We start from the raw sequence: 24,846 nt of genomic DNA on the forward strand, positions 1-24,846 counted from the left end.
ATAACAATTTGTGAAGAAGATCAAACAATAACCACAGCCATATAACCAACTGATAAATAAACAAAATAAAAAGGAAGAATGATGTCTCCACCACTCTTCCTGTTTTTTTACTTTGTTTTCATTAAGTAAAATCAGAAATGGAACTGCAACCCAACACGATAACGCGTCTGACGAGCATCACTAAGTGGGCTTACTGCCATGTTGCCAATTTCAATATAAGGCGTGAATGTACTGTTGATTTGATAAGAGAAAGCGACGTTATGCTCATAATTACGTTTTTTATTATCGTATTTTATGGCATCGCTATACATTTGCGTGTAGTCATATTCCACTTTAAATTTGTTATATTTATAACCAATAAAACCATCAAAACGATTTGTCTTTTCGTCATCAACACCTTGTTTTGTTTTACGGGCATAATCAAAACGATAACGCCCTGCAATATATAAACCACTATCAAAATTATATTGTGCTTTTAAATAAGGTTTATATATAGAAGTATCGGTAACTGTTTCGAAAATAAGACCGGGCTGTAATGTGACATTATTATTTAATTTATGATTGTAGCTTAATCCCATTTCAATGGCATTATTAACAACATCACTAAATAATTTATCTTTTTCACCATCAACACCACCTGATTTGACACTCGCATCAATATAAAAACCAATGCCATTTGAAAAAGAATGAATAAATGCAATTCTATCTTTATTAATTCGTGTCGAATCTGCATATTCATGACGGAAGTCTAATGTAGTCGCATATAATTGAGATGACATTAATAAAGTACAGCATGCCAATAAAAGTTTTTTCTTTTTATTTGCCATAATATTTACCTAAATAGGTAAGACTCCCTGAATAAATCAGGGGCCTTAATGGGTTATTTTAATTTATATGTAGGGAGAGATTATTCAATAATTAATTGTTTATCTTTCATCGTTAAAGTAATAACTGAATTAACAGCTTCACCTTTATTTGTTTCACCTCCAATTAAATAAAGTGAATTATCATGTGAGATAGTGACACCATAGCCAAGAGGAAGAGGTAATTCGCCAATGACTTTCCATTGATTATTAATAAAGCCATAAATTTCTTTATGCCACGTTTTTTCTAGTCCTTGATGCGCAAAATAATGTTGCTGTGCATAGTTTGCCTGAGAACCCGGAAAATTTGCCCCTCCAGCAACCAGCAAGGTGTGCATGCTGTAACCCGCAAATGCACCTGCTAAGCCGTCTTGTTGCTGATCAGGTGTAGGATTTGGTAGCTTTTGTGCTACCGTGTTCCATTGTAATTGATTGTTTTTAAATATCGCTGTTTGCACTTCACTGGTTCGTAATCCCGGTTTTATTTCACCATTTATTAAGGTGATTTTATTACCATCATAAGCTAATGCCGAACCCGCCGTTCCATTAAATGGCATAACACCTAATAATCGCCATTGATTACTTTCAGCGTTATATTCCATTATATTTCGATTAAAGAAGTAACCTTCCGCAGGTTTATTAAAATAATCACTGATGACTTTTTTATTTTCAGATCCATTCTCTTTGGTACGGTTTAAATCAACAAAGTAACCATCAAAAATTTGTTGATTAACACCACCAAGAATAATAGCTTCATGGTTGTTAATATTAATACCAGCATGCCCAACTAATCCGTAAGGCGCCCGCGTATTCACTTTTTCCCATTTATTTTCTTTAGGTAAATAACGATAAACTTCTGTGAGTGCACTAATAGTTTCACTCTCTTTATTTTCTTTTCCCGCACCACCAAATACATAAATATCGTTATTTAATGCTAGTGCAATGGCCTGATCTCTTTGTGTACCAGGAAAGTCTGCTATTTTTTCCCATTGTTTTGTTTGATTATTAAGATCAAGCTTATACCAAGATTTTCCTGCTGTGCCTAAACCAATATAAATAACATTTTTGTTGATTGTTCCTGCCCCACTTTTAAATGTGACAGGTAAGTTAGGAAGTTTTTCTGCAAAGCTAGTAGAGGTGAATATTGCTGACACTAGCATTACAGAGAGACAGGCGTAAGATATTTTCTTTATTCTGTTCATACTTATTAGCTCTTATTATTGTCATCAAGTAGGGTGTTTTTTGTATATTGAAGATCACTCCAATATATAATTATTTTCGGAGTTAAACTTCAAATCGATCTTTTCTGAATTGTGAAGACGATCAAAATGTCTATTTTTTAGACTTATATTTTTATAACTTTCCTTAAATCAAATTTAAGAATAAAAATCTGATATTGGAATAAAAGATAGTCACAATAATTTATTGTTGAGATTTTATGCAGAATATAATGTTACTTCTTTTACAGTAAAATTTTTTATAAAAGAGATAAAAATGGAGTTTTATTTCAAGAGCCTGACCCGTCCTGAATAAGGTTGACACTTTTCCAATCTGAAATTGGAGAGTGTAATGAAACCAATCACTAAACGAACTCAACGCGATTATTCTCTCGCTTTTAAATTACAGCTTGTTGACCAAGTTGAAAAAGGCGAAATAACCTATAAACAAGCCCAAGATCGCTATGGTATACAAGGATGCTCTACTGTTTTAGTTTGGCTTCGTAAGCATGGTAGGTTAGATTGGTCAAACGGTACCCCTGATACTTTTTATAGAGGTTCAGCTATGACCCAATCTTCTGAACAACAAACGCCGGAACAACGCATTAAGATCCTTGAAAAGGAACTTGAAGAGGCTCGGCTTAAATCCGATTTCTTCGAAGCAGTGGTTAAAGTCATGGATAGAGACTTTGGAGTTCGTTTGTCAAAAAAGCGCAAAGCCGAGTTATTAAAGAAAAAACGGTTAAAAACCTCACCGTAACAATTGCTTGCCGTTTTATGCAGATCAGCCGACAGGCTTATTACAAGAGACTGGATAGAACTGAGGAACGAAAGAAAGCCGATTCGGCCATCATTGATGTTGTTAAATCTGAACGAGTCTTACAACCTCGACTGGGTGGGCGTAAATTACATTTTATTTTAAAGCAAAAACAGATGGTTATTGGTCGTGATCGGCTATTTTCTTTATTGAAGGAACATCAGTTACTGGTGCCTAATAAACGGGCTTATCATCGAACAACCTTAAGCCATCATCGTTTTTATCGGCATCCAAATTTAATTAAGTCAGGGTTTATCCCCACACAACCAGAACAGCTTTGGGTAGCAGATATTACCTATTTATCGACGCATGAAGGTGATACTTATTTAAGTTTAATTACGGATGCGTATTCACGAAAAATCGTGGGATATCATTTAGATAACAATATGAAAACAAGTTCAGTGAAGAAATCGTTGGTTCAGGCGTTAAAAAAACGGACTTCGACAACTTCGTTAATCCATCATTCAGATCGAGGGATACAGTATTGTTCTTCGGAATATCAGGAGATACATAAAGAGCATAATATTCAATGTTCTATGACTGATGGGTATGATTGTTATCAAAATGCCTTAGCAGAACGAATTAATGGAATATTAAAAATGGAGTATCTACTGATAAAACCGAGTAATCTGGAACAAGCAAGAAAATTAGTAGAAGAATCAATCCAACTCTATAATGAAAAACGGCCACACTTATCGTTAAACTATAAAACGCCCGATGAAGTACATCGAGCGTTTTATGCCTGAAAAGTTGTCAACCTATATCAGGACTAGTCAGCCTTTTTAATCGATTTAATACCCATTTTCACCTTGTGGGCTAATTGAAAAATTAGTTATTTAACATGATGGAAATTAAACTAAATTGTTATTTTTTAATATAATTTGTATCCGCATTGTTAGTATGGATTTATTTTTTTTCCTCGTTATAATCACCAACGTCATTTTAAGTAGTAGTTCATCACATTGAGTTCACAAAACGATACTCAGGTCTGTCTTGAATGATTGAAAAATGAAATCGTATCTTTACTGGACGTTTTTTAAACGCCCGGTACGGGTGTTATTTATCAATTAACAAGGAGACTCTGATGCAAATCAGTCGGAGGTCGTTCTTTAAGATCTGTGCTGGCGGTATGGCTGGCACTTCTGCTGCATTACTTGGTTTTTCGCCAGAAGTTGCGGCAAGCTCTCGCCAATATAAACTGTTACGTTCCGTTGAAACCCGTAATAACTGTACTTATTGCTCTGTGGGTTGCGGTATTTTGATGTATAGCCTTGGGGATGGCGCGAAAAATGTGGATAAAAGTATTTATCACATTGAAGGTGACCCTGATCATCCTGTTAGCCGTGGCTCTTTATGTCCGAAAGGAGCAGGTCTTGTTGATTATATCCATAGTGAAAATCGCCTGAAATATCCTGAATATCGTAGACCTGGCTCTGATAAGTGGGAACGCATCTCATGGAATGAAGCGATTGATAAAATTGCCCGTTTAATGAAAAAAGACCGTGATGAAAACTTTGTCACCCATAATGAAAAAGGGCAAGAAGTTAACCGTTGGCTAACAACCGGTATGCTTTGTTCATCTGCCGCCAGTAATGAAACAGGTATTTTAGATAATAAATTTTCTCGCTCATTAGGCATGATTGCTATCGATTGTCAGGCAAGACTTTGCCATGCGCCAACAGTCGCCGCATTAGCACCAACCTTTGGTCGTGGTGCAATGACCAATAACTGGGTTGATATTAAAAATGCTAACGTTGTGCTGATCATGGGCGGTAACCCTGCTGAAGCACATCCTGTGGGTTTTAAATGGGTTATCGAAGCTAAAATTAAGAATAATGCGAAGGTTATCGTTGTCGATCCCCGTTTTAACCGTAGTGCTGCGGTTGCCGATCTCTATTCCCCTATTCGTGCTGGCTCTGATACCGCCTTTTTATTAGGTGTAATTAATTACCTAATTAAACACAATAAAATTCAGCATGAATATGTCAAAGCCTATACGAATGCACCTCTCATTGTACGTGAAGATTACAGCTTTGATGACGGTCTTTTCAGTGGCTTTGATAAAGAAAACCAAAGCTATGATAAAACCTCATGGCATTATGAACTCGATGAAAATGGCTTGGCATTAAGAGATGATTCGCTGCAACATCCTCGTTGTGTGTGGGATCTTTTAAAACAGCACGTCTCACGTTATACCCCTGAAATTGTCACCACGCTTTGTGGTACACCATTAGAAGACTTTGTTTATATCTGTGAAGCACTTGCGTCTACCAGCGTAAAAGACAGAACCTCTACCATTCTTTATGCCCTAGGTTGGACTCACCATACTGGCGGTGCACAAACTATTCGTGCAGCAGGTATGATCCAGTTATTACTCGGTAACGTGGGTATGCCGGGTGGTGGCGTCAATGCGTTACGTGGGCACTCTAATATCCAAGGCTATAGCGATCTGGGTTTATTATCATTAAACCTACCAGGTTATATGCCTCTGCCTAATGAAAAGCAGACTTCATTAGAGACTTACTTATCCCAAGTAACACCAAAAACGGTTGTTGCAGACCAAGTTAATTACTGGAAAAGAACCCCTGATTTCTTTATTAGTTTACTAAAAAGCTTCTGGGGAGATAGCGCGACAGAAAGTAATGAGTGGGGTTATCACTGGTTACCAAAATGGGATAAAAGCTACGATATCATGGCTCAAACCCAGTTGATGATCGATGGCAAAATGAATGGTTATATCGTTCAAGGTTTTAATCCATTAGCTGCATTTGCGGATAAAAATAAATGCAGTGCCGCATTAGCTAAGCTGAAATATATGGTTGTCATTGATCCGTTAGTGACTGAATCCTCTAATTTTTGGCAAAACCACGGCGAGATGAATGAAGTCTCACCAAAAGATATTCAAACTGAAATTTTCCGTTTACCTTCATCGTGTTTTGCGGAAGAAAATGGCTCGATTGCAAACTCAGGTCGCTGGTTACAATGGCACTGGTCTGGCGCTAAACCACCTGCACAAGCATGGCATGATGGCAAAATTTTAGGGCATTTGTTAATGCGTCTGCGCGAGCTTTATCGTGATGAAGGCGGTGTTTTCCCAGAGCCTGTAATGAACCTGTCTTGGAATTACGTTGACCCTTACGATCCACAGCCTGAAGAAGTGGCGAAAGAAGCGAATGGTCAAGCAATGCGTGATATTTACGATGATGCAGGCAAATTGTTGTTTAAAAAAGGACAACAACTTGACGGTTTCCACCAGCTTAAATCCGACGGTTCAACCGCCAGTTTCTGTTGGGTCTATTCTGGTTGCTGGACTGAAAAAGGCAACCAAATGGCGAACCGCGATAATGCCGATCCTTCAGGCTTAGGCTGTACACCAGGTTGGGCATTTGCATGGCCGCAAAACCGTCGTGTGTTATATAACCGCGCATCTGTTGATCCACAAGGTCAACCGTGGGATGAAAAACGCCAATTGATCAAATGGAATGGCAATCAATGGGTTGGTCCTGACGTACCAGACTATAACAATGCAGCACCAAATAGCGGTGTAGGTCCATTCATTATGCAACCCGAAGGTATGGGACGCTTATTTGCTGTTGATAAAATGGCAGATGGCCCATTCCCTGAATTCTACGAGCCGTTTGAATCACCAACAGAAGAGAATATTCTGCACCCGAACGTCTCTCGTAACCCTGTCGCGCGTTTATACAGTTATGATGCAGAACATTTAGGTAAAGCTGATGAATTCCCTTATGTCGCTACAACCTATTCGATTACTGAATTATTCCGTCATTGGACAAAACATTCATTAATCAATGCCATTGCACAGCCTGATCAGTTTATCGAAATTGGCGAGCATCTTGCTTCTCGTAAAGGCATTGTGGCAGGCGATGAAGTTAAAGTCAGTGCTAAACGAGGCTATATCAAGGCTAAAGCGGTTGTTACTAAGCGTATTAGACCGCTGACGATTAATGGCAAAGTTGTCGATACTATCGGTATTCCTTGTCACTGGGGCTTTGAGGGCGCGACTCGCAAAGGTTTCCTTGCCAATACATTAACGCCATCTGTGGGTGATGCAAACTCATTCACACCTGAATATAAAGCGTTTTTAGTTAATATCGAAAAGGCATAAGGGGAAACTGATGTCATTACAATCTCAAGATATTATTCGTCGTTCTGCAACCAATTCCCTGACGCCAGCACCTCAGGTACGTGACTTTAAGGAAGAGGTGGCAAAACTTATCGATGTGACAACGTGTATTGGCTGTAAAGCCTGTCAGGTTGCCTGTTCTGAATGGAACGACATTCGCGATAAAGTTGGTCTTAACGTTGGTGTTTACGATAACCCAATGGATTTAACGGCTAAGTCGTGGACAGTGATGCGTTTTTCTGAAGTAGAAGAAAATGGCAAGCTGGAATGGTTAATTCGTAAAGATGGCTGTATGCACTGTGCTGATCCGGGCTGTTTAAAAGCATGCCCATCGGAAGGAGCTATTGTGCAATACGCTAACGGTATTGTCGATTTCCAATCAGAACACTGTATTGGTTGTGGCTACTGTATTGCGGGTTGCCCTTTCGATGTCCCTCGTATTAATGAAGAAGATAATCGCGCTTACAAATGCACACTTTGTGTTGATCGTGTTGAAGTCGGTCAAGAGCCTGCTTGTGTAAAAACCTGTCCTACTGGTGCCATTCATTTTGGCTCTAAAGAGGCAATGACGCATCTTGCAAATGAACGTGTTGCTGAACTCAATACACGAGGTTATGACAAAGCGGGTTTATACGATCCTCAAGGTGTTGGCGGTACGCACGTCATGTATGTCCTTCATCATGCGGATAGACCTAACTTGTATCATGGCTTACCAGAAAACCCAGAAATTAGCTCAACAGTGAAATTCTGGAAAGGCATTTGGAAGCCATTAGCCGCGGTGGGTTTTGCTGCCACCTTTGCGGGGGCAATATTCCATTATTTAGGTATTGGTCCTAACCACACTACCGAAGAAGATGAAGAAGAGGCACAAAAAGAGATGGAAGCATCACAAAATTCAGTGAACAAAGAGGAGCAGAAATAATGAAGAAGAAGAGTGATAAAATCCTTCGTCATACGGCCTCAGAGCGAATCAATCACTGGGTTGTGGCGATTTTCTTTGTCTTTACCGCCTTTAGTGGGCTGGGCTTTTTCTTCCCATCTCTAAATTGGTTTATGAATATTTTAGGTACACCGCAACTTTCGCGTTTACTGCATCCATTTACGGGTGTTGCGATGGTGTTTTTCTTTATCTTTATGTTTTTTAGATACTTCAAGTATAACGCTGTTGATAAAGATGATTTAGTGTGGGCAAAAAATATCCATAAAGTGCTGCAAAATGAAGAAGCCGGCGATATTGGGCATTACAACTTAGGTCAAAAAGGAATTTATTGGACTTTAAGTCTCAGCCTTATTGTTTTGACCATTAGTGGGATAATTATTTGGCGACCTTATTTTGCCGATTATTTCTCTATTCCTGTTATTCGCATTGCTTTGCTGGCTCACTCACTGTCCGCCATCTTACTGATCATTACGGTGATTGTTCATGCTTACGCCGCGTTTTGGGTAAAAGGTTCAATTCGTAGCATGATTGAAGGCTGGGTAACGCGTGGTTGGGCGAAAAAACATCACCCGCGTTGGTATCGTGAGATTTTAGAAGAAGAAAAAAAAGAAGCTGAAAGCCAATTAAACCAAAAATAATAAACTGCTTTTATTTCTATAACATAAATGTGAGAAAAAAATGGAGGCTTAATGGCCTCCATTTCTATTGTTAATATACGTTCAACTTATTAATGCGTCACTGTCTTTGCTTGCTCTACTAAGTTAATTAAACGGCTTCTCATGGTGTGATAATGTTGAGAAACTTGGCTTTCTGCCCATTTTTGATCATCAATTTTAATCACTTTAGCCGCACAATATTTGGTTTCAGGGGTTTTTGAAACAGGATCAAGATTATCTTGAGTCAGTTCATTACATGCCCCTATCCACCATTGATAAGTCATATAAATCGCTTGCTTGTTGATTGTCTCATTCACATTACAGCGAGACATCACTTTACCGCGGCGAGATTCAACCCAGACAATTTCCTGATCACGGATCCCAGCCTCTTTAGCAATTTCTGGGTGAACTTGAACATAACCCGGTTCATCGGCTAATGATGCCAATGCTTTACAGTTACCTGTCATGGAGCGACATGAGTAATGCCCAACTTCACGCACGGTTGATAGGATCATCGGATAATCCGCATCAGGTAATTCAGCTGGTGCGCGCCACGGTGTCGCAAATAACTTACCTTTACCTGATGGTGTGGTGAAGTGGTTACCAGAATACAAATAAGGCGTTCCCTTATCTTCAATATCGGTACAAGGCCATTGAATATGCGCTAAGCCTGCCAATTTTTCATAAGTGACACCAAAAAACAGTGGGCATAATGCTCTAACTTCATTCCAGATCTCTTCGTTATTTTCATAAGACATCGGATAGCCCATTTCAGTGGCGAGTAAACTGATGATCTCCCAATCTCGTTTTACATTGCCCTTAGGTTCAATGGCTTTTTCAAAACGTTGGAAGCCTCTATCGGCACACGTAAAGATCCCCGCATGTTCACCCCAGCTAGTTGATGGTAAAATCACATCCGCTTGCTCTGCTGTTTTGGTCATAAAGATATCTTGAACTACCACAAAATCGAGCGCTTCAAAGCCCTTTCTCACTAAGCCTAAATCTGCCTCTGTTTGGAGTGGATCTTCACCCATGATGTAATAGGCTTTCACCTTACCTTCAATGGCTAAATGAGGGACTTCGGTAATGCGATATCCCACATCTGGATCGAGTTGTTCAACAGGAATATTCCATGCTTGTGCAAATTTTTTACGGGTTTCTTCGTCAGTGACATACTGGTATCCCGGAAACATATTCGGTAAAACGCCCATATCACAGGCACCTTGAACATTATTTTGCCCACGAACGGGTGCAACACCCACATGCGGTTTACCTAAATTTCCTGTTAATAAAGCAAGACCTGATAACCCTTTTACCACATCAACCGCTTGGCCAAACTGTGTGACGCCCATTCCCCACATAATAGTGGCCGTTTTAGCGCCCGCATAAGTGCGCATTGCTTTACGAATTTCAATAGCAGGAATGCCTACAATATCTTGCACAGCTTCAGGGCTATAGTCTGCGAGTTGTTTTTTATATTCTTCAAAGCCTTCTGTGTATTGGCTCACATAGTCTTTATCATAAAGATCTTCATCAATTAGCGTGTATGCGAAGGCATTGACTAACGCCATATTAGTACCATTTTTTAATGGTAAATATTGGTTAGCAATTTTAGCGGTTTCGATTTTACGAGGATCACAAACGATAATTTTGGCACCCTTTTGTTTCGCTTTAACCACACGACGCGCCACAATAGGATGAGAATCTGCACAGTTATAGCCAAACACTAATAAGCAATCTGAGTCTTCAATATCCGCAATAGAGTTGCTCATGGCACCATTACCTAATGTTTCTTGCAAACCGGCAACAGAAGGTCCATGGCAAACACGCGCACAACAATCGACATTATTATTACCTAATACTGCACGCACAAATTTCTGCATCACAAAGTTGGTTTCATTCCCTGTACCACGAGAAGATCCCGTACACATGATGGATTTCACACCGTATTTTTCTTTTATTTCCAGTAATTTTTTTGCCGTAAATTGAATAGCTTCATTCCAACTCACAATTTCAAAACCAGCCCCTTTTTGTCGGCGGATCATCGGCTCATGAATTCTGGCTGTCAGCAATTTGTTGTCATTAAGGAAATCCCAACCATATAGCCCTTTTAAGCAAAGTTCGCCTTGATTGGTGACACCATTAGCACCTTCGGCTTTGATTATGCGACCATTTTCGACACAGAGATTGATTTTGCAGCCAGCGCCACAATAAGGACAGACGGAGTTGATTTTGTTCATTTGATATCCTTTCCCCTAACTAGGGAGTAAAAGAGTCATAAAGAACTTTCAACTAAGCAGGAATTATGCCAATTAATTTTTTAAATATAATCAATAAGATATAAAAAAAACAAAATAATGTTTAATAACCGTTTCGACATTTTTGCCGATGTTCACCTTACACAAAGAAGGTTAATTCCATAACTTATTACGATATTTAGCCATTGGCATCAGAAAAACATTTAAAAATAAAAATTAACACTGAATTCTAATAAATTTTATTTATTTAGTTTGAATTTATGATATAAATAACAAATACGCATTTTGAAAAACAATATTTCATATTGCATTGCGATGATATCCATTTCAATAAAGAGCAAAAAGATGAACATGAACACTAATAACCGACTTTTAGGCCTAAACCTACTACTACTTCGTTAGGTGGCCGCGCTTATTCATCTTTTGCAAAAGCCACCAGTAAGGTGGTTTTTTTGTTTGTAACCTACTGGTGGAACTGATTTTTTTTAGGGGAGTTCTATGATGTTTAGTTTCACCACAAAGGTTATGAATTACAACGTCTTATCTGCAATTCGTTGTTTGCCAGCTACCTCCATCACTAAAATAATTAAATCGGAGGCAAAATGAGCCAGCAATGGACATCACGAGTCGGCCATATCTTAGCAGCCGCAGGCTCTGCAATCGGTATTGGCGCAATCTGGAAGTTTTCTTATGTCGCTGCCAATAATGGTGGTGGTGCATTCTTAATCGTCTTCTTATTATTTAGTTTTATTATCGGGCTTGCGGTATTACTGGCTGAAAATATATTAGGCAGTAGCACACACGCCGAAGCAGTTAATGCATTTAAGAAAATGATGGGGCGCAATTGGGTCATCATTGGCGTTATTGGTGTATTCAGTTCATGGTGTATTTATAGCTTCTATAGTGTTGTCGGTGGTTGGACAATTGGCTATACCGTTATGGCGGCAACAGGTCAGTTGAATATTACAGATAGCGCTGAATTAACGGGTATTTTTACCCGCTTTATTAGTGATCCTTTATGGCCTATTTTGGCTCACCTTACTTTTGCTGGATTAACCTGTTTTGTGGTTTTAGCAGGTGTACAACGCGGATTAGAAAAAGCCGTTAAAATCATGATGCCAATGTTATTTATCATTATGATTTTATTGATTATTGTTGGTATTAGCTTACCTGGTTCGTCTGAAGGTTTAAAATTATTTTTATACCCTGATTTCAGCAAATTAACCCCTCAAGGCGTATTAGATGCGTTAGGGTTAGCCTTCTTCTCACTGTCTATCGGTTTAGGTATTCACATCACTTACAGTGCTTATTTAGCGGATAATAAAGGTATTGCTAACTCAAGTATGTGGGTGGTTATTCTGTCTTGTATGGTGTGTGTACTTGCCGGATTAATGATTTTCCCTGCATTATCTGCCGCAGGCTTAGAACCTAATGCGGGTCCTGGCTTAACCTTTATGACCATGCCAGTTTATTTTGCCAACTTACCCGGTGGCAATATTTTAGCCGTGACGTTCTTTGTCTTGTTATTAATGGCAGCGTTAACTTCTGCAATTTCATTACTGGAACATATCGTCGCTTATGTACAGATGCGTTTTCAGTGGACACGCCGTCGTGCAGGGTTAGTCGTAACCGCATCGATTATGTTGATGGGTATTCCTGTGTCATTATCTTTTGGACCGATGAGTGATGTGACGCTGGGGGGCAAAACAGTCTTCGATTTGTTGGATTACCTGACTTCTAATATTTTGATGCCACTGTTTGGTATTGCAATGTGTTTAATCTTTGGTTGGTCACGTAGAGCGAATGCTTTTATTCCTGAAAATATCACAGGATTAAAACGTCAAAGCTTATTATTAGTATGGCGTTATATTGGGCCAATTTGTATCGGGATTATTTTAGTGCATGGTTTGATTGGTTAGTCATCAGCAAAAAGAGCCACTCAAAATGAGTGGCTCTCGACTTAACTGATAATGATTTATTGATGGATACTTGATAGCTTTTACTGCTTATTTATAGCTTTGCTTAATTTCTTGAGAAATCGCTAACCCACGTTTTGCTTCTTTTTCAGCAAGTTCAACAGATAAACCGATATAAGAACGAGGATCAAGCATTGCCTTAATTTCATCTGCATTAAATGCCGCTGTAATGGTTTCATTCTTCATCAGGTTAGTGTAAAAATCTTCACCATCTGCCGCCGTTTTAATGGCTTCTTCATATAACAGTGAATGCGCTTTATCTTTGCCTAATTTTTCTGCCATTTTCATCATAACGTATTCGGTATTATCTAAACCCTTATTTCTCATCACGTTATGTAGCATTCTCTCTTCATGAGGAACGATGGTTCTTGAAAGCTCTTCCGTTCTTAGCAAAATTTCTGTTGTTAATTCTAATGCTTCTTCAATTAAGCCATCGAATAACATATAAGAGCTGCTATCGCCCTCGTATGGTCTTACTGCGGAATACATGCCCACATTCGGTAATGAGTAAAGTTTTTGTGAGTTAGCGATAATTCCTTTGGCTAATTTTGGATTAATTTTATGAGGCATCGTGCTACTACCCACAGTGCCTTTTGTAAATCCTTCAGAAACCTCAGCAATTTCTTCTAACGTGGTGCTATATACTTCTTCACCCATTTTATGGCAGATATTTGCCATCAATGCCAAGTTCATCATGTACTCTAATTTATGCGTACTTAGGTTACGTGATGGCACTTCCATTGCTTGCATACCCACTAATTCTGCAACGCGTTTTTGTACTTTCATCCCCACTTCAGGCATGGAGTTAAAAGCACCTACTGCGCCCCCCATCATGATAGTGAATACACGCTTTTCGCACTCTTTCATACGCTGGTAGCAATCAATAAAATCACTGATCCAAACAGACACTTTATAGCCATAAGTAATTGGAATAGCATGGCGACCGTGTGTTCTACCTGCCATCACCATATGTTTGGTTCTTTCAGCGAGATTTGATAAGTTTTCGATGATCTCACTTAACAACAACATAAATTTGTTGTGTACCGTTTTCATCATATACAGCTGTGAACTTTGCTGTATATTTTGAGTGGTAATGCCGTAGTGCACATATTTACCACTCTCTTCAGAGCATGCATTCACCAGTACTTTTAAGAAAGGCACAAAGCCATGACCTATTTTTTGATAAATACGGTTCATCTCTTCGAAATCGATATTCTCAATAATCGCCTTTTCTTTAATTTCATCTGCGGCAAACTGTGGAATAAAACCGTATTCAGCTTGTGCTTGCGCTAACATGGCTTCAAACATCAACCAAGTTGAATATTTCGCTTCATTGGACAGCAGATTTTTTATACCGCGATCGTCGATTGTTTTACTTTTAGAATCGTATAACGCTCTCATCATGTATCCTTTTATTTCTTCATTGCTTCATCAACAGCATTGCGAACAAATTCGACTTTAGGGCCATAAACGACATGGACATGGTTTGCTGCCGGAAAGAAGAATGCTGTACAGCCAGACTCTAACATTAACTCTTTATCTATTTGATTAACTTCATTAATATCGATACGTAATCGTGTAATACAGTTATCAACATTACGAATATTTTGTTTGCCACCTAACGCTTGAATAAGAATTTCTGCAATTTCGCCATAACGTTTTTCTTTGATTAACGTATTTTTCATATTGCTTGATTCTTCTCTACCCGGTGTTTTGATATCAAATTTGACGATAGCCCAGTAGAAAATAAAGTAGGTCACAACAGCCAGTGCGCTACCAATCAACACTAAGAAGATCCAGTTAGTATGTTCGTACAGCAAACCAAAGATGGTGAAGTCAAAGACTGTGCCTCGAATATAACCAATCGCAACTCCCGCAAAAGAGAGCAGAACAGCGCCAATACCGACGATAATCGCGTAAATTAAGTAGAGTAACGGCGCGATAAAGACGAAAGTAAATTCAAGTGGCTCAGTAACGTTACCTAACATTGCCGTTAAGACCATCGTCACCAGCATCGATTTAACTTCAGCGCGATTTTCTTTCTTCGAGGTTTTATAAATTGCTAATGCAATCGCAGGGAATAGGAACAACGTAACCAACATTTGTTGTTGAGCCATAAAGCGCGTTAGGCTTGGCATCATTGCCCAATATTCACTACTTGGTCCTTGATTAAACAATACTTCGGTCATTGCTGGTACAACACCCACATAGGTTTGACCTTCAATAACATAAGAGCCACCAGCTTCGGTAAATCTAAACAGAACGTTCCAAACATGGTGTAAACCAAATGGAATAAATAGACGTTCACCACCCGCGGTAAAGAAAGGCCCGACAGGACTTAAGAAGACAGCCGAGAGCTTAGTTAAGCCCATGACTAATACTTCCCAAATAAATGGCAATAATGCGCCTACGCCTATCATCAATCCGACCATAATAATGGCGACAGATTTTTTCCCTGAGAAGAAAGCAAATGCAGTTGGTAATTCCAGGTTATAGAATTTATCCGTTGCCCATGCGGCGATTAATCCCGTGATAATCCCCCCTGCTGCACTGATATTCATGGTTTGGATACCAAGCACCTTGATTTGCCCCACTTGCGTCATAATCGCAGGATCAGCAAGTTTTCCTGTCAATACCAGCCAGATATTGATAGTACTTATCAAGGTTAAATAGCCGACAACAGAGGCAAAGACCGCTATCCCCTTATCTTTGTGGCTCATACCATATGCCACACCCATTGCAAATAAGAGAGGGATATTGTCAAACACAACGCCCGCAATAGAACGGATACTCACTAACAATGCGTTGACGGTTTCATTTCCTAAGAAAGGAAAGCGTGCAATCATATAAGACTGAACTAAAGCACCACTGATCCCCAATATCATACCGATTGGTGCCAATACGCCGATAGGTAGAAGTAGGGTTCTACCAAAGCGCTGAATAGATTCGCTGAACTTTTTTCTGGCCATATTTTTTTCCTTATGACTTCTCGAATATAAAAGAATTACAGAGGTACTCTATCTTAGGGATTATAGGAAATGAATGACGCGCTGGTTTTAAATATTATCTCAGGTCATATTTTATGACTTAGGTCTTTTTGTTAATTATCGATGTAATAAAGAACAATGAATAAATTATTTTATTCTATTAAATAATATTTATTTTAGGGCTGAGAAGTAAGATTGAAAAGAAAAGCCATTTTAGAATAAATAACGATTAATCTAACAAGATATATTAATATTATTCACGTTTTAATAATTAAAAAGAGTATTTAATAAATCATATAAGCTCTATTATCCCTTTTTAAAGCAGATTTTCTAACTCATTAATCAGTAAATCCACCAGCATAAAAAATCCAATTCGTGATTTGGTATCATCTTTTTTAGTATCATGATTATCAGCAAAACAAAATAGAGCATGAGTTGCATAAGTGGTTAATTCATTGGTATTAAATGCTGTCATACTAATGATGTTAGCATCTTTTAGCTGCACGATTTTTGCTGTCTCGATGATTTTCTTAGTGCCACCAGAAAGAGAGATAAAGATAACCGTGTCGTCTTCATTAACAAGACGTGTAAACGAATCAGATAAGTTGTAATCATTAATAAAAAAGCAATGCAGACCTAATGCAAACAATAGGTGTTCAAGATAATACCCTACGGCTTTGCTTGTACCTCTTGCAACAATAAAAATATTCCTAGAATGGCGTAAGGTTTTTGCACACTCCTGAATTTGTTCTTCATTAATTAAGGTAAATGTTTTATGAATGTTTTTTTCTAATTGTTTTTTATAAGATGCCGCATTCGTTTTTTCGACTTTATTTTTCGTCAAAATATAATTATTAATTTGGAACTTAAGCTCTTTAAATCCACTAAATCCTAATTTTTGCGATAAATTAATGATAACCGTTTTTGATACAAAGGTTTTGGCGACTAAATCATTAATATTTAAATACGGAATATCCGCAATATTATCGGTGAGATATTTTAATACTTTCTTTTCGCTGATCGTCAAATTGTCATAATTTTTTAAAAAATCCAGCATATCTCACCCAATAAATTAATCTAAAATATCTAATGAAAACAGCAAACATCAAAAAAGCAGTTCGGTTATTTTTACGAGTTTATGTGAAATAAAGTGCATAACGAGTATACGTTAAATCATACAGTTATGTAGGATCAGAGTGACATTTTGTGAATTAGGATAATATTGAGCCCATTTTTTAATGAGCCCAATACGTATTATTCGTTACCCCAGCGATTAAGAAACATGGCGATATCATCAATGCGTTTTTTATCAATACCCGCTTCTTTTGCCATCTCTTGCTGTGCGTTTTCGCTAATTTCTTCGTTATTCATTAATCGTGTAAGTAGTAACTGGAAGTAGAGAGCCAGCGCATCTTCTTCCGCCTCAGCAACAGGCTCTATCGATTCCATCGCATACTCTTCTACCATGTCATAATATTTAAAATGAATGTCATTATTCATCGGTTGTCCTCAGGGATTAACATTTATACTCGTCATATTCAAGTTACTAAGAGTATATCTCTACATTCGCCTGTTAACCTAAAATTCGCTATCATCCACTTCCTTCTTTTTCTACGGATAAGCTGATGTCTACGATTATCGATACTTTTATTGCCCCACCTTGCCATGATGAAATCGAGATCCTTTATCAAGACGAGCACTTAGTGCTTATCAATAAGCCAACAGGGCTACTCAGTCTGTCAGGAAAGAATCCACAAAATTTAGATTCAGTGCATTATCGATTAGTGAAGCTATTTCCGGGATGTACTCTTGTTCATCGGCTTGATTTTGGCACATCTGGGCTGATGGTTGTCGCACGCAATAAAGCAATTAATGCTCTTTTGTGTCAGCAATTTAGCCAGCGCAGTGTAACCAAAGTATACAGCTCGCTACTGTGCGGGCATTTAGATGATAATGAAGGAATAATCGATGCGCCGATTGCAAAAGATCCGGCTCTGTTCCCACGTATGTCGATTAGCCCCATTAATGGCAAACCAGCGCGCTCTCGCTACCACGTTATTGAGCGTTTTTATCATACGTTAGAAGATGGAACGTTATTGCCTTTAACGCGAGTACAATTTATGCCTGAAACAGGGAGAACTCATCAACTTCGTATTCACAGCCAGTTTATAGGACATCCTATTTTAGGTTGTGATTTATATGGTGGGTGCGGCGGAGATTTAATTGAAGGAATAGAAGGAACTGAACGGACTCCGCGACTTATGCTTCATGCGAGTGAACTTCATTTTGTTCATCCCATTAGCCAAGCACCAATAAAAGCGCGCTGCGAGAGCCCGTTTTAAATATCGATATTTACAGTTTAAGTGCTTTCACGGTTTCATCGATATCAAGTTCATCTTCAGTAAAAACAATTTCTGTTCCATGCATAGTGGTGATCGCAAGCTTTCTCAACGTGCGCATATTATTGGCGTCATCCGCTGATTTTGGTCTGATGCTATTCATTAAAGTACCGACAGAAAGTACGGTGTTTTCTTTATTGATATGCGTATCTGCGGGCACATCTTCACTATAAATTCGAAATGATTTAATGGATGTCAGTTTAACTCGTTCACCTGCAATATAGACATATTTGCTGTCTGGGATCACTTTCACAGCGTAAGCAGATAGACCTTTAGTATTTGTGGTTGGTTCAAACGTGACATTTGCATCTGTTTTTATCAAAGCAGGGTTGGCAACTTTAATCACATGAAAATAACGGTTATCACCGTTTTCATCTTTAATAAATCCAAAACCTTTATCTTCAAACCACTTTGTGATTATTCCGTTCATTGCCATTATCGCCTACTTAATCGTTTATCTACAAAAATTTCCAGATGCAGTATAAAGCACAATGCTTATACAGACTATGTCTTTGAGGTAATAAGCTACTTTGCTTATTACCACATCAAATCATCTGGGATTTTAAAATCAGCATAAGGATCGTCTTCATCTTGTTCTGTTTCGCTAAGTGCGTTATTTAACAAGATACAGTCCACATCTCTTTGTGTAATTTTATCCGCAACACTTGCTGGAATAATCGCATATTCAGTTTTATCTGCACTATCCAGACGAGCAATGGCGAGACGTCCATTAATCAATTGAGATTGTGTCAGTTTATCCACTACGATATTTTTAATCACATTATTGTCAGTGAAGTTAAAATCAATATCGCCTTTTGCTGGCGTAATTCTATTCATCTCAATAAGTTGCTTAACTTGCGCTTTATACTCTTTAGATAAAGTTGCTTGTTTTTGTTGCTCACTAAGCAGTTTATCGCGTTCAAGTTGGGCTTTTTTATTTTCTTCCACGGCTTCTCTTGCTTCTCGTGCCTGAACGCGTGATTTTTTCGCCGTTCTTTGAACTTTCGCCATTTTTTTACTGGTCACAAGCCCTGCTTTTAACATTTGTTCTTGTAAGGTAAGTTTTGCCATTTTTATGCCTAAGTCTGCTCAATAAGTTATGAAATTATACCTGTAATTTCCAAGAGTGCATCAGATTGTGAGAGTGGTAGTTTATTAGAGGAAATAGGCCTTGTGAGATTTGAACCAATGAGTGCATTCAGAGTATATTGGAAAAACTATCGTCAAACTTTCTCTTATAACAGGTAATAACAATGGCTCTGATCCCCAAAAACTATGCACGGTTGGAAAGTGGCTACCGTGAAAAAGCGCTGAAAATCTATCCGTGGGTATGTGGGCGCTGTGCTCGTGAGTTCGTTTATTCCAATCTACGTGAATTAACCGTTCATCATATTGATCACGACCATACCAATAACCCAGAAGATGGCAGTAACTGGGAGTTATTGTGTCTGTTTTGCCATGATCATGAACACTCTAAATATACAGAAGCAGACCAATACGGTACAACCGTTGTCGCGGGTGAAGATGCACAAGACGATGTAGGCGCTGCAACCTATAACCCGTTTGCTGATTTAAAGTCGATGCTGAACAAAAAAAAATAATGAATGTGATGTCTGCTTTAATCCGTCCCCCTTTTCATGCTCCTATGCAGAATGGTGTATACTTGCCAACAAGAAATTTGTTCACGGTTAATTAATAATGAAAGAAATCGAAAAAGCAAAAATCAAACTCCTTAGCGACCGTTTAGACCTTATTCGCCACAAGATGGCAAATATCTCGCTGACAGATGAAGCGGAAAAATACGCAGAGTTTGAGAAAGAAAAAGTAGAACTGGAAACTGAAATCGTTCGTTTGAAAGAAGTACGTAGCAATAAACTAAGTAAAGAAGCGCAGAAATTAGAAGATATGCCATTCAAACGCTCCATTACTAAGAAAGAACAAGCTGATATTGGCAAGCTGAAGAAAGCCGTACGAGGCTTGATCATTGTCCATCCAATGACAGCATTAGGCCGAGAAATGGGGCTAGATAGTATGACTGGTTTTTCTAAGACTGATTTCTAGTTAGAAAATTACTCCGACTAAAACCTGCAAAGACCGACTAATACTGGCTGGTTCTTAATATACTTTTCGTTGTTATGAACCGTCAGTAAATAATTCGCTTTCAATATTTGCTGCCTCATCTTCTGCCATAAAGCTGATCCTGACAATTTAGTTAATATAAAAATTAATAGAATGACTACTTTTTTATTTACCTCTTTTTAGCAAATCTTTCAGCGCCGCAATATTCGCCCTTGCCCCTTCGATTTCTTTTAACTGTCGACGTTTTTGAGCAAAAATATCAAATATCTCTTTAGCTTTTTCGTCAGCTGCTTTCTTACTAACCCCACCAGCACCTTGCAATACATCACGGTCATTGAAACTTAAAAACTGATCCAGCTTAGTATCCCAATCCTGTAAGAAAACCTGCTTACGGCGCAGTGCTTGGTCTTCAGCAAAGTCGAGCCACATATTGACGATACGGTTTAATTCTTTGAGTTCATTTTCACGTAGATAATTTTTCGCAATCGTCACATCCGTTTTACGCACTTCGCCGGACTTATAACTTGTTAAGCCCATATCTGGCTGACTGGCATCTGCGCGACTGGCTATAAGCTCGGCGGCAGTCATTCCCGTACAAGCAAAATGCAGTTTGTTTTGAATGGATTGGAAGAAACGAATTGTTTCTTTATTGGAAGGCTCATAGTCCGCTGCCATGGTGAAGATCTCTTTCACCCGTAAATATACCCGTCGCTCACTGGCTCGAATATCACGAATGCGTTCGAGCATCTCATCAAAATAATCCGGCACGACTGATTGACCGATAGGCGGATTCTTCAGACGTTCATCATCCATCACAAACCCTTTGATCAGATACTGTTCTAAAGTTTGCGTTGCCCACTGGCGAAACTGAGTACCGCGAACTGAGCGGACGCGGTAGCCAATGGCGAGGATCATTGAAAGGTTGTAATGCAGCGTATTGCGATTAACCTGCCGATTGCCTTCTTGTCGAACTTGTAAGAAAGACTTACAAGTTGAATTTTGTACAAGTTCGCCTTCTTCGTAGACAGCTTTAATATGTTGAGTTATTGCCTGCGGTGTTACCTGATAAAGATTGGCAATTTCAGCCTGAGATAACCACAGCGTATCAGATTCAAAGCGGCATTCGACGCGAGTTTGACCATCTTCGCTGCGGAACAAAACAAATTCACCCAGTGGCGCTTCAGGAAGATTTTCGCTCATCAAATTGTCTCCACTCTCTATACGTTATGCATAAACTATGAACAACAATATACCATGTTTAACAAAAAGATAAGGGCGCTTATAAATAGATAACAAACGTACTATTTTTCTGAAAAACAATATGATAAAGGCGCAAAAAACGATTTTATAAGAAGGTTAATTGAATAAGAATTGGCGGAAGATCACAGGAGTCGAACCTGCCAAGGACCGCTGGCGGCCCCATCTGGATTTGAAGTCCAGCCGCCCCACCGGGGACGATGATCTTCCATTTTTGAATGGGTCAAAAGGAAATAACGGGATGATTATACGCTGAATTATTTTTAATCCCAAGTGCATCAAATCAATAAAAGCTCTTTCAAATAAAATAATCCCATTTTTGAGTAAAACCTCGGATAATTACCGCGATACTATTGAACTTATGCGGTTTCATCCTCATCTTACTCTCTATAACGAATAAACTCAGTGGCGTGTTTTACGCCACTGTAAACCCAAATACAGGATGTTTTTTATGTCAAATCCATTACTTAGCACAACGGGATTACCTGCATTTTCCCTTATCAAACCAGAACACGTTGTTCCCGCTCTTAAAGAAGTCTTAGCAACTTACCGTGAAACAGTTGAAAAATTATTGGCTGATAATACTCAATTTAACTGGGATAACCTTTGCCAACCGTTAGCAGAAGCTGGCGATAAACTGTCTCGAGTTTGGTCTCCTGTTAGCCATTTAAACTCAGTTAAAAATAGTGCAGAACTGCGTGAAGCCTATGAACAAAGCTTACCGCTATTGTCTGAATTTAGTACTTGGATGGGGCAACACGAAGGTTTATATCAAGCTTATAAATCAATTAAAGAGAGTGCAGATTTCAACACATTAACTCAACCTCAGAAAAAAGCGGTTGAAAATGCACTGCGTGATTTTGAATTATCAGGCATCGGTTTACCAAAAGAGAAACAACAGCGTTTTGGTGAAATAAGTGCGCGTATGTCAGAATTAGGTGCGAAATACGGCAATAACGTATTAGATGCCACAATGGGTTGGTCTAAATTAATTACCAATGTAGACGATCTATCTGGTATGCCACAAAGTGCGATTGATGCAGCAAAAGCAATTGCGCAAGCTAAAGAGCAAGAAGGCTATCTGTTAACACTTGATATGCCAAGCTATCTACCAGTTATGACTTACGCAGATAACCGTGAACTGCGAAAAGAGATGAGCATTGCTTATAGTACTCGCGCCTCTGATCAAGGTCCAAATGCAGGTCAGTGGGATAACAGTGAAATTATGGCGGAAATCTTAGCGTTACGTCATGAACTCGCTCAACTGCTAGGCTTTAAAAATTATGCTGAAAAATCTCTTGCTACTAAAATGGCAGAGTCTCCTGAGCAAGTAATTAGCTTCTTAACTGATTTAGCCCAACGCGCTCATCCACAAGGTGAAGAAGAATTAGCAGAACTCACTCAATTTGCAAAAGAACACTATGGTGTTGATAAACTCGAATCGTGGGATCTGGCTTATTACAGCGAAAAGCAAAAACAACACCTATTCTCAATCGATGATGAACAGTTACGCCCTTATTTCCCTGAACAACGTGCTTTAAGTGGTTTATTTGAAGTCGTTCATCGTATCTATGGTTTAACAGCCAAAGAACGTAACGACATCGAAACTTGGCATGATGACGTCCGTTTCTTTGAGCTCTATGATGAAAGCAACACTTTACGTGGTAGCTTCTATCTTGATTTATATGCACGCGAGCACAAACGTGGTGGCGCGTGGATGGATGATTGCGTAGGAAGAATGCGTCATGCTGACGGCTCACTACAAAACCCCGTTGCTTACCTCACTTGTAACTTCAATAAGCCAGTAGGCGATAAACCAGCACTGTTTACTCATAATGAAGTAACCACTCTATTCCATGAGTTTGGTCACGGCTTACATCACATGTTAACTCAGATTGATACGGCAGATGTTGCAGGCATTAATGGCGTGCCTTGGGATGCTGTTGAATTACCAAGCCAATTTATGGAAAATTGGTGTTGGGAGCCAGAAGCGTTAGCCTTTATTTCGGGTCATTATGAAACTGGTGAACCATTACCACAGGCAATGCTTGATAATATGCTTAAAGCAAAAAATTATCAGTCAGCGATATTTGTGTTACGTCAACTGGAATTTGGTCTGTTTGATTTCCGTTTACACGCTGAATATGATCCATCTAAAGGAGCGCGTATTATGGAAATCTTAAACAGTGTGAAAGAGAAAGTTTCCGTGGTTCCTTCTACACCTTGGGCGCGTTTTCCTCACGCCTTTAGCCATATCTTTGCAGGTGGATATGCAGCAGGCTATTACAGCTATTTATGGGCTGATGTACTGGCAGCAGATGCATTCTCTCGTTTCTCTGAAGAAGGCATTTTTAACCGCGAAACGGGTCAATCATTCCTTGATAATATTTTAACTCGTGGTGGTTCAGAAGAGCCAATGGAGCTGTTCAAACGCTTCCGTGGTCGTGAGCCGAAACTTGATGCTATGCTCAAAGGCTACGGCATTAAAGGATGATATGTGAATATCTGTTTACTTTGTGAAGAAGGCGCTGATAACAGCGCCTTATCTGATTTAGCGCAACGTTGGGGCTTAGTTCACGATGAAACGCAAATTATGGCATTAGTGTTAACACCTACTCACCTTGAATTACGCAAACAAGATGAACCTAAATTGGGTGGTATTTATGTCGATTTTGTGGAAGGCACCATGGCGCATCGTCGTAAATTTGGCGGTGGTCGAGGTGAAGCAGTGGCAAAAGCGGTCGGCATTAAAAAAGACTATCTACCTGATGTAGTTGATGCAACAGCGGGACTTGGTCGTGATGCGTTTGTATTGGCCTCTATTGGTTGTAAGGTGAGAATGGTTGAACGCCATCCTGTTGTCGCAGCGTTGCTTGAAGACGGCTTAAAACGAGCTTATCTTGATCCTGATATTGGTGAATGGATGCAAGAACGTATGACACTGATCCACGCCTCTTCAGCTCAAGCACTGACAGAAATCACACCAGCACCCGATGTAGTTTATCTTGATCCTATGTATCCACATAAAGCGAAAAGCGCATTAGTGAAAAAAGAGATGCGAGTATTTCAGTCTTTAGTAGGTGCCGATGAAGATGCAGATGCACTATTAGAACCAGCAATTACGTTAGCTAAAAAAAGGGTTGTGGTAAAACGCCCTGATTATGCAGAACCATTAAATAATCAGCCCGCACACGCCAATGTAACTACAAAAAATCACCGTTTTGATATTTATCCTTGTGTGTAATCACTT

20 protein-coding genes and 1 tRNA gene are annotated in these 24,846 nt (G+C 39.1%); 10 read left to right on the forward strand and 11 right to left on the reverse strand.

Annotated features, from left to right (window positions below):
- Positions 1 to 131 precede the first annotated feature (131 nt).
- Both ACWPWK_RS09545 and ACWPWK_RS09550 read right to left on the reverse strand, forming a co-directional pair.
- Positions 132 to 827 (reverse strand): oligogalacturonate-specific porin KdgM family protein, encoded by a 696-nt coding sequence (locus tag ACWPWK_RS09545; RefSeq protein ID WP_109373765.1) that lies wholly within the window; start codon positions 825 to 827, stop codon positions 132 to 134.
- An 80-nt stretch (positions 828 to 907) separates the two neighbouring features.
- On the reverse strand, positions 908 to 2,065 hold the full coding sequence (locus tag ACWPWK_RS09550; protein ID WP_109373766.1) for an N-acetylneuraminate epimerase: 1,158 nt from the start codon (positions 2,063 to 2,065) through the stop codon (positions 908 to 910).
- A 367-nt stretch (positions 2,066 to 2,432) separates the two neighbouring features.
- On the opposite strand from ACWPWK_RS09550, the gene ACWPWK_RS09555 reads away from it, so the two are divergent.
- The 4 genes from ACWPWK_RS09555 to fdoI all read left to right on the forward strand — a co-directional run bounded on the left by ACWPWK_RS09555 (position 2,433) and on the right by fdoI (position 8,622).
- A protein-coding gene (locus tag ACWPWK_RS09555) for an IS3 family transposase (protein WP_196574217.1) occupies positions 2,433 to 3,643 on the forward strand; the annotation gives its coding sequence in 2 pieces (ribosomal slippage) (positions 2,433 to 2,775 and positions 2,775 to 3,643; 1,212 coding nt in all).
- A 338-nt stretch (positions 3,644 to 3,981) separates the two neighbouring features.
- Positions 3,982 to 7,026 (forward strand): formate dehydrogenase-N subunit alpha, encoded by a 3,045-nt coding sequence (gene fdnG / locus ACWPWK_RS09560; protein WP_109374189.1) that lies wholly within the window; start codon positions 3,982 to 3,984, stop codon positions 7,024 to 7,026.
- Between the two features lie 10 nt (positions 7,027 to 7,036).
- Positions 7,037 to 7,966, forward strand: coding sequence for a formate dehydrogenase subunit beta (gene fdxH, locus ACWPWK_RS09565; protein ID WP_109374188.1), 930 nt, complete (start codon positions 7,037 to 7,039; stop codon positions 7,964 to 7,966).
- The gene (fdoI, locus tag ACWPWK_RS09570; RefSeq protein WP_109374187.1) at positions 7,963 to 8,622 is read left to right on the forward strand and encodes a formate dehydrogenase cytochrome b556 subunit; all 660 of its coding nucleotides are present in this window, start codon (positions 7,963 to 7,965) and stop codon (positions 8,620 to 8,622) included. Before fdxH ends, fdoI begins: the two co-directional genes overlap by 4 nt.
- 89 nt (positions 8,623 to 8,711) lie before the next feature.
- Here the strand turns inward: fdoI and fdhF are convergent, their stop codons facing one another.
- A complete protein-coding gene (gene fdhF, locus ACWPWK_RS09575) occupies positions 8,712 to 10,880 on the reverse strand; it encodes a formate dehydrogenase subunit alpha (protein ID WP_454208784.1) in 2,169 nt (722 codons plus the stop codon).
- 620 nt (positions 10,881 to 11,500) lie between these two features.
- Between fdhF and ACWPWK_RS09580 the strand changes: the two genes are divergently transcribed.
- Positions 11,501 to 12,817, forward strand: coding sequence for a sodium-dependent transporter (locus ACWPWK_RS09580; protein ID WP_109374185.1), 1,317 nt, complete (start codon positions 11,501 to 11,503; stop codon positions 12,815 to 12,817).
- Between the two features lie 87 nt (positions 12,818 to 12,904).
- Here ACWPWK_RS09580 and ACWPWK_RS09585 read toward each other — a convergent pair whose 3' ends face one another.
- The 4 genes from ACWPWK_RS09585 to ACWPWK_RS09600 all read right to left on the reverse strand — a co-directional run bounded on the left by ACWPWK_RS09585 (position 12,905) and on the right by ACWPWK_RS09600 (position 17,361).
- Positions 12,905 to 14,275: a class-II fumarase/aspartase family protein gene (locus ACWPWK_RS09585; protein ID WP_109374184.1), complete on the reverse strand. Its 1,371-nt coding sequence runs from the start codon at positions 14,273 to 14,275 to the stop codon at positions 12,905 to 12,907.
- A gap of 11 nt (positions 14,276 to 14,286) precedes the next feature.
- Entirely contained in the window at positions 14,287 to 15,843 is a 1,557-nt protein-coding gene (locus ACWPWK_RS09590; RefSeq protein WP_109374183.1) for a PTS transporter subunit EIIC, read from the reverse strand.
- Between the two features lie 334 nt (positions 15,844 to 16,177).
- The gene (locus ACWPWK_RS09595) at positions 16,178 to 16,918 is read right to left on the reverse strand and encodes a MurR/RpiR family transcriptional regulator (RefSeq protein ID WP_109374182.1); all 741 of its coding nucleotides are present in this window, start codon (positions 16,916 to 16,918) and stop codon (positions 16,178 to 16,180) included.
- A gap of 197 nt (positions 16,919 to 17,115) precedes the next feature.
- A complete protein-coding gene (locus ACWPWK_RS09600) occupies positions 17,116 to 17,361 on the reverse strand; it encodes a DUF2543 family protein (RefSeq protein ID WP_036914285.1) in 246 nt (81 codons plus the stop codon).
- A gap of 125 nt (positions 17,362 to 17,486) precedes the next feature.
- Here ACWPWK_RS09600 and ACWPWK_RS09605 point away from each other — a divergent pair, with 125 nt between their 5' ends.
- Positions 17,487 to 18,203 carry an RluA family pseudouridine synthase gene (locus ACWPWK_RS09605; protein ID WP_109374181.1) on the forward strand — a complete coding sequence of 239 codons (717 nt, stop codon included), beginning with the start codon at positions 17,487 to 17,489 and terminating at the stop codon, positions 18,201 to 18,203.
- A 10-nt stretch (positions 18,204 to 18,213) separates the two neighbouring features.
- Here ACWPWK_RS09605 and ACWPWK_RS09610 read toward each other — a convergent pair whose 3' ends face one another.
- Together ACWPWK_RS09610 and ACWPWK_RS09615 are read right to left on the reverse strand one after the other, a co-directional pair.
- On the reverse strand, positions 18,214 to 18,696 hold the full coding sequence (locus ACWPWK_RS09610) for a cold-shock protein (protein ID WP_109374180.1): 483 nt from the start codon (positions 18,694 to 18,696) through the stop codon (positions 18,214 to 18,216).
- Positions 18,697 to 18,797: 101 nt separating this feature from the next.
- The gene (locus tag ACWPWK_RS09615) at positions 18,798 to 19,331 is read right to left on the reverse strand and encodes a DUF2058 domain-containing protein (protein WP_109374179.1); all 534 of its coding nucleotides are present in this window, start codon (positions 19,329 to 19,331) and stop codon (positions 18,798 to 18,800) included.
- 182 nt (positions 19,332 to 19,513) lie between these two features.
- Here ACWPWK_RS09615 and yajD point away from each other — a divergent pair, with 182 nt between their 5' ends.
- Complete coding sequence (gene yajD / locus ACWPWK_RS09620) at positions 19,514 to 19,861, forward strand: HNH nuclease YajD (protein WP_006534437.1); 348 nt, start codon at positions 19,514 to 19,516, stop codon at positions 19,859 to 19,861.
- Positions 19,862 to 19,958: 97 nt separating this feature from the next.
- Positions 19,959 to 20,321 carry a YibL family ribosome-associated protein gene (locus tag ACWPWK_RS09625; RefSeq protein WP_109374178.1) on the forward strand — a complete coding sequence of 121 codons (363 nt, stop codon included), beginning with the start codon at positions 19,959 to 19,961 and terminating at the stop codon, positions 20,319 to 20,321.
- Positions 20,322 to 20,504: 183 nt separating this feature from the next.
- Here ACWPWK_RS09625 and ACWPWK_RS09630 read toward each other — a convergent pair whose 3' ends face one another.
- Positions 20,505 to 21,539 (reverse strand): virulence RhuM family protein, encoded by a 1,035-nt coding sequence (locus ACWPWK_RS09630; protein ID WP_109374177.1) that lies wholly within the window; start codon positions 21,537 to 21,539, stop codon positions 20,505 to 20,507.
- Between the two features lie 172 nt (positions 21,540 to 21,711).
- Positions 21,712 to 21,806, reverse strand: a tRNA-Sec gene (locus ACWPWK_RS09635).
- A 241-nt stretch (positions 21,807 to 22,047) separates the two neighbouring features.
- On the opposite strand from ACWPWK_RS09635, the gene prlC reads away from it, so the two are divergent.
- Together prlC and rsmJ are read left to right on the forward strand one after the other, a co-directional pair.
- A complete protein-coding gene (prlC, locus tag ACWPWK_RS09640; RefSeq protein ID WP_109374176.1) occupies positions 22,048 to 24,090 on the forward strand; it encodes an oligopeptidase A in 2,043 nt (680 codons plus the stop codon).
- Positions 24,091 to 24,093: 3 nt separating this feature from the next.
- Positions 24,094 to 24,840 (forward strand): 16S rRNA (guanine(1516)-N(2))-methyltransferase RsmJ, encoded by a 747-nt coding sequence (gene rsmJ, locus ACWPWK_RS09645; RefSeq protein ID WP_109374175.1) that lies wholly within the window; start codon positions 24,094 to 24,096, stop codon positions 24,838 to 24,840.
- The last annotated feature ends 6 nt before the right edge of the window (positions 24,841 to 24,846 follow it).

The sequence above is a fragment of the Proteus sp. Marseille-Q3619 genome (assembly GCF_965283115.1).

Coding starts and splice junctions, on each gene's coding strand:
- ACWPWK_RS09545 (WP_109373765.1), bottom strand. CDS start 827: ATGGCAAATAAAAAGAAAAAACTTTTATTGGCATGCTGTACTTTATTA.
- ACWPWK_RS09550 (WP_109373766.1), bottom strand. CDS start 2,065: ATGAACAGAATAAAGAAAATATCTTACGCCTGTCTCTCTGTAATGCTA.
- fdnG (WP_109374189.1), top strand. CDS start 3,982: ATGCAAATCAGTCGGAGGTCGTTCTTTAAGATCTGTGCTGGCGGTATG.
- fdxH (WP_109374188.1), top strand. CDS start 7,037: ATGTCATTACAATCTCAAGATATTATTCGTCGTTCTGCAACCAATTCC.
- fdhF (WP_454208784.1), bottom strand. CDS start 10,880: ATGAACAAAATCAACTCCGTCTGTCCTTATTGTGGCGCTGGCTGCAAA.
- ACWPWK_RS09580 (WP_109374185.1), top strand. CDS start 11,501: ATGAGCCAGCAATGGACATCACGAGTCGGCCATATCTTAGCAGCCGCA.
- ACWPWK_RS09585 (WP_109374184.1), bottom strand. CDS start 14,275: ATGAGAGCGTTATACGATTCTAAAAGTAAAACAATCGACGATCGCGGT.
- ACWPWK_RS09590 (WP_109374183.1), bottom strand. CDS start 15,843: ATGGCCAGAAAAAAGTTCAGCGAATCTATTCAGCGCTTTGGTAGAACC.
- ACWPWK_RS09595 (WP_109374182.1), bottom strand. CDS start 16,918: ATGCTGGATTTTTTAAAAAATTATGACAATTTGACGATCAGCGAAAAG.
- ACWPWK_RS09600 (WP_036914285.1), bottom strand. CDS start 17,361: ATGAATAATGACATTCATTTTAAATATTATGACATGGTAGAAGAGTAT.
- ACWPWK_RS09605 (WP_109374181.1), top strand. CDS start 17,487: ATGTCTACGATTATCGATACTTTTATTGCCCCACCTTGCCATGATGAA.
- ACWPWK_RS09610 (WP_109374180.1), bottom strand. CDS start 18,696: ATGGCAATGAACGGAATAATCACAAAGTGGTTTGAAGATAAAGGTTTT.
- ACWPWK_RS09615 (WP_109374179.1), bottom strand. CDS start 19,331: ATGGCAAAACTTACCTTACAAGAACAAATGTTAAAAGCAGGGCTTGTG.
- yajD (WP_006534437.1), top strand. CDS start 19,514: ATGGCTCTGATCCCCAAAAACTATGCACGGTTGGAAAGTGGCTACCGT.
- ACWPWK_RS09625 (WP_109374178.1), top strand. CDS start 19,959: ATGAAAGAAATCGAAAAAGCAAAAATCAAACTCCTTAGCGACCGTTTA.
- ACWPWK_RS09630 (WP_109374177.1), bottom strand. CDS start 21,539: ATGAGCGAAAATCTTCCTGAAGCGCCACTGGGTGAATTTGTTTTGTTC.
- prlC (WP_109374176.1), top strand. CDS start 22,048: ATGTCAAATCCATTACTTAGCACAACGGGATTACCTGCATTTTCCCTT.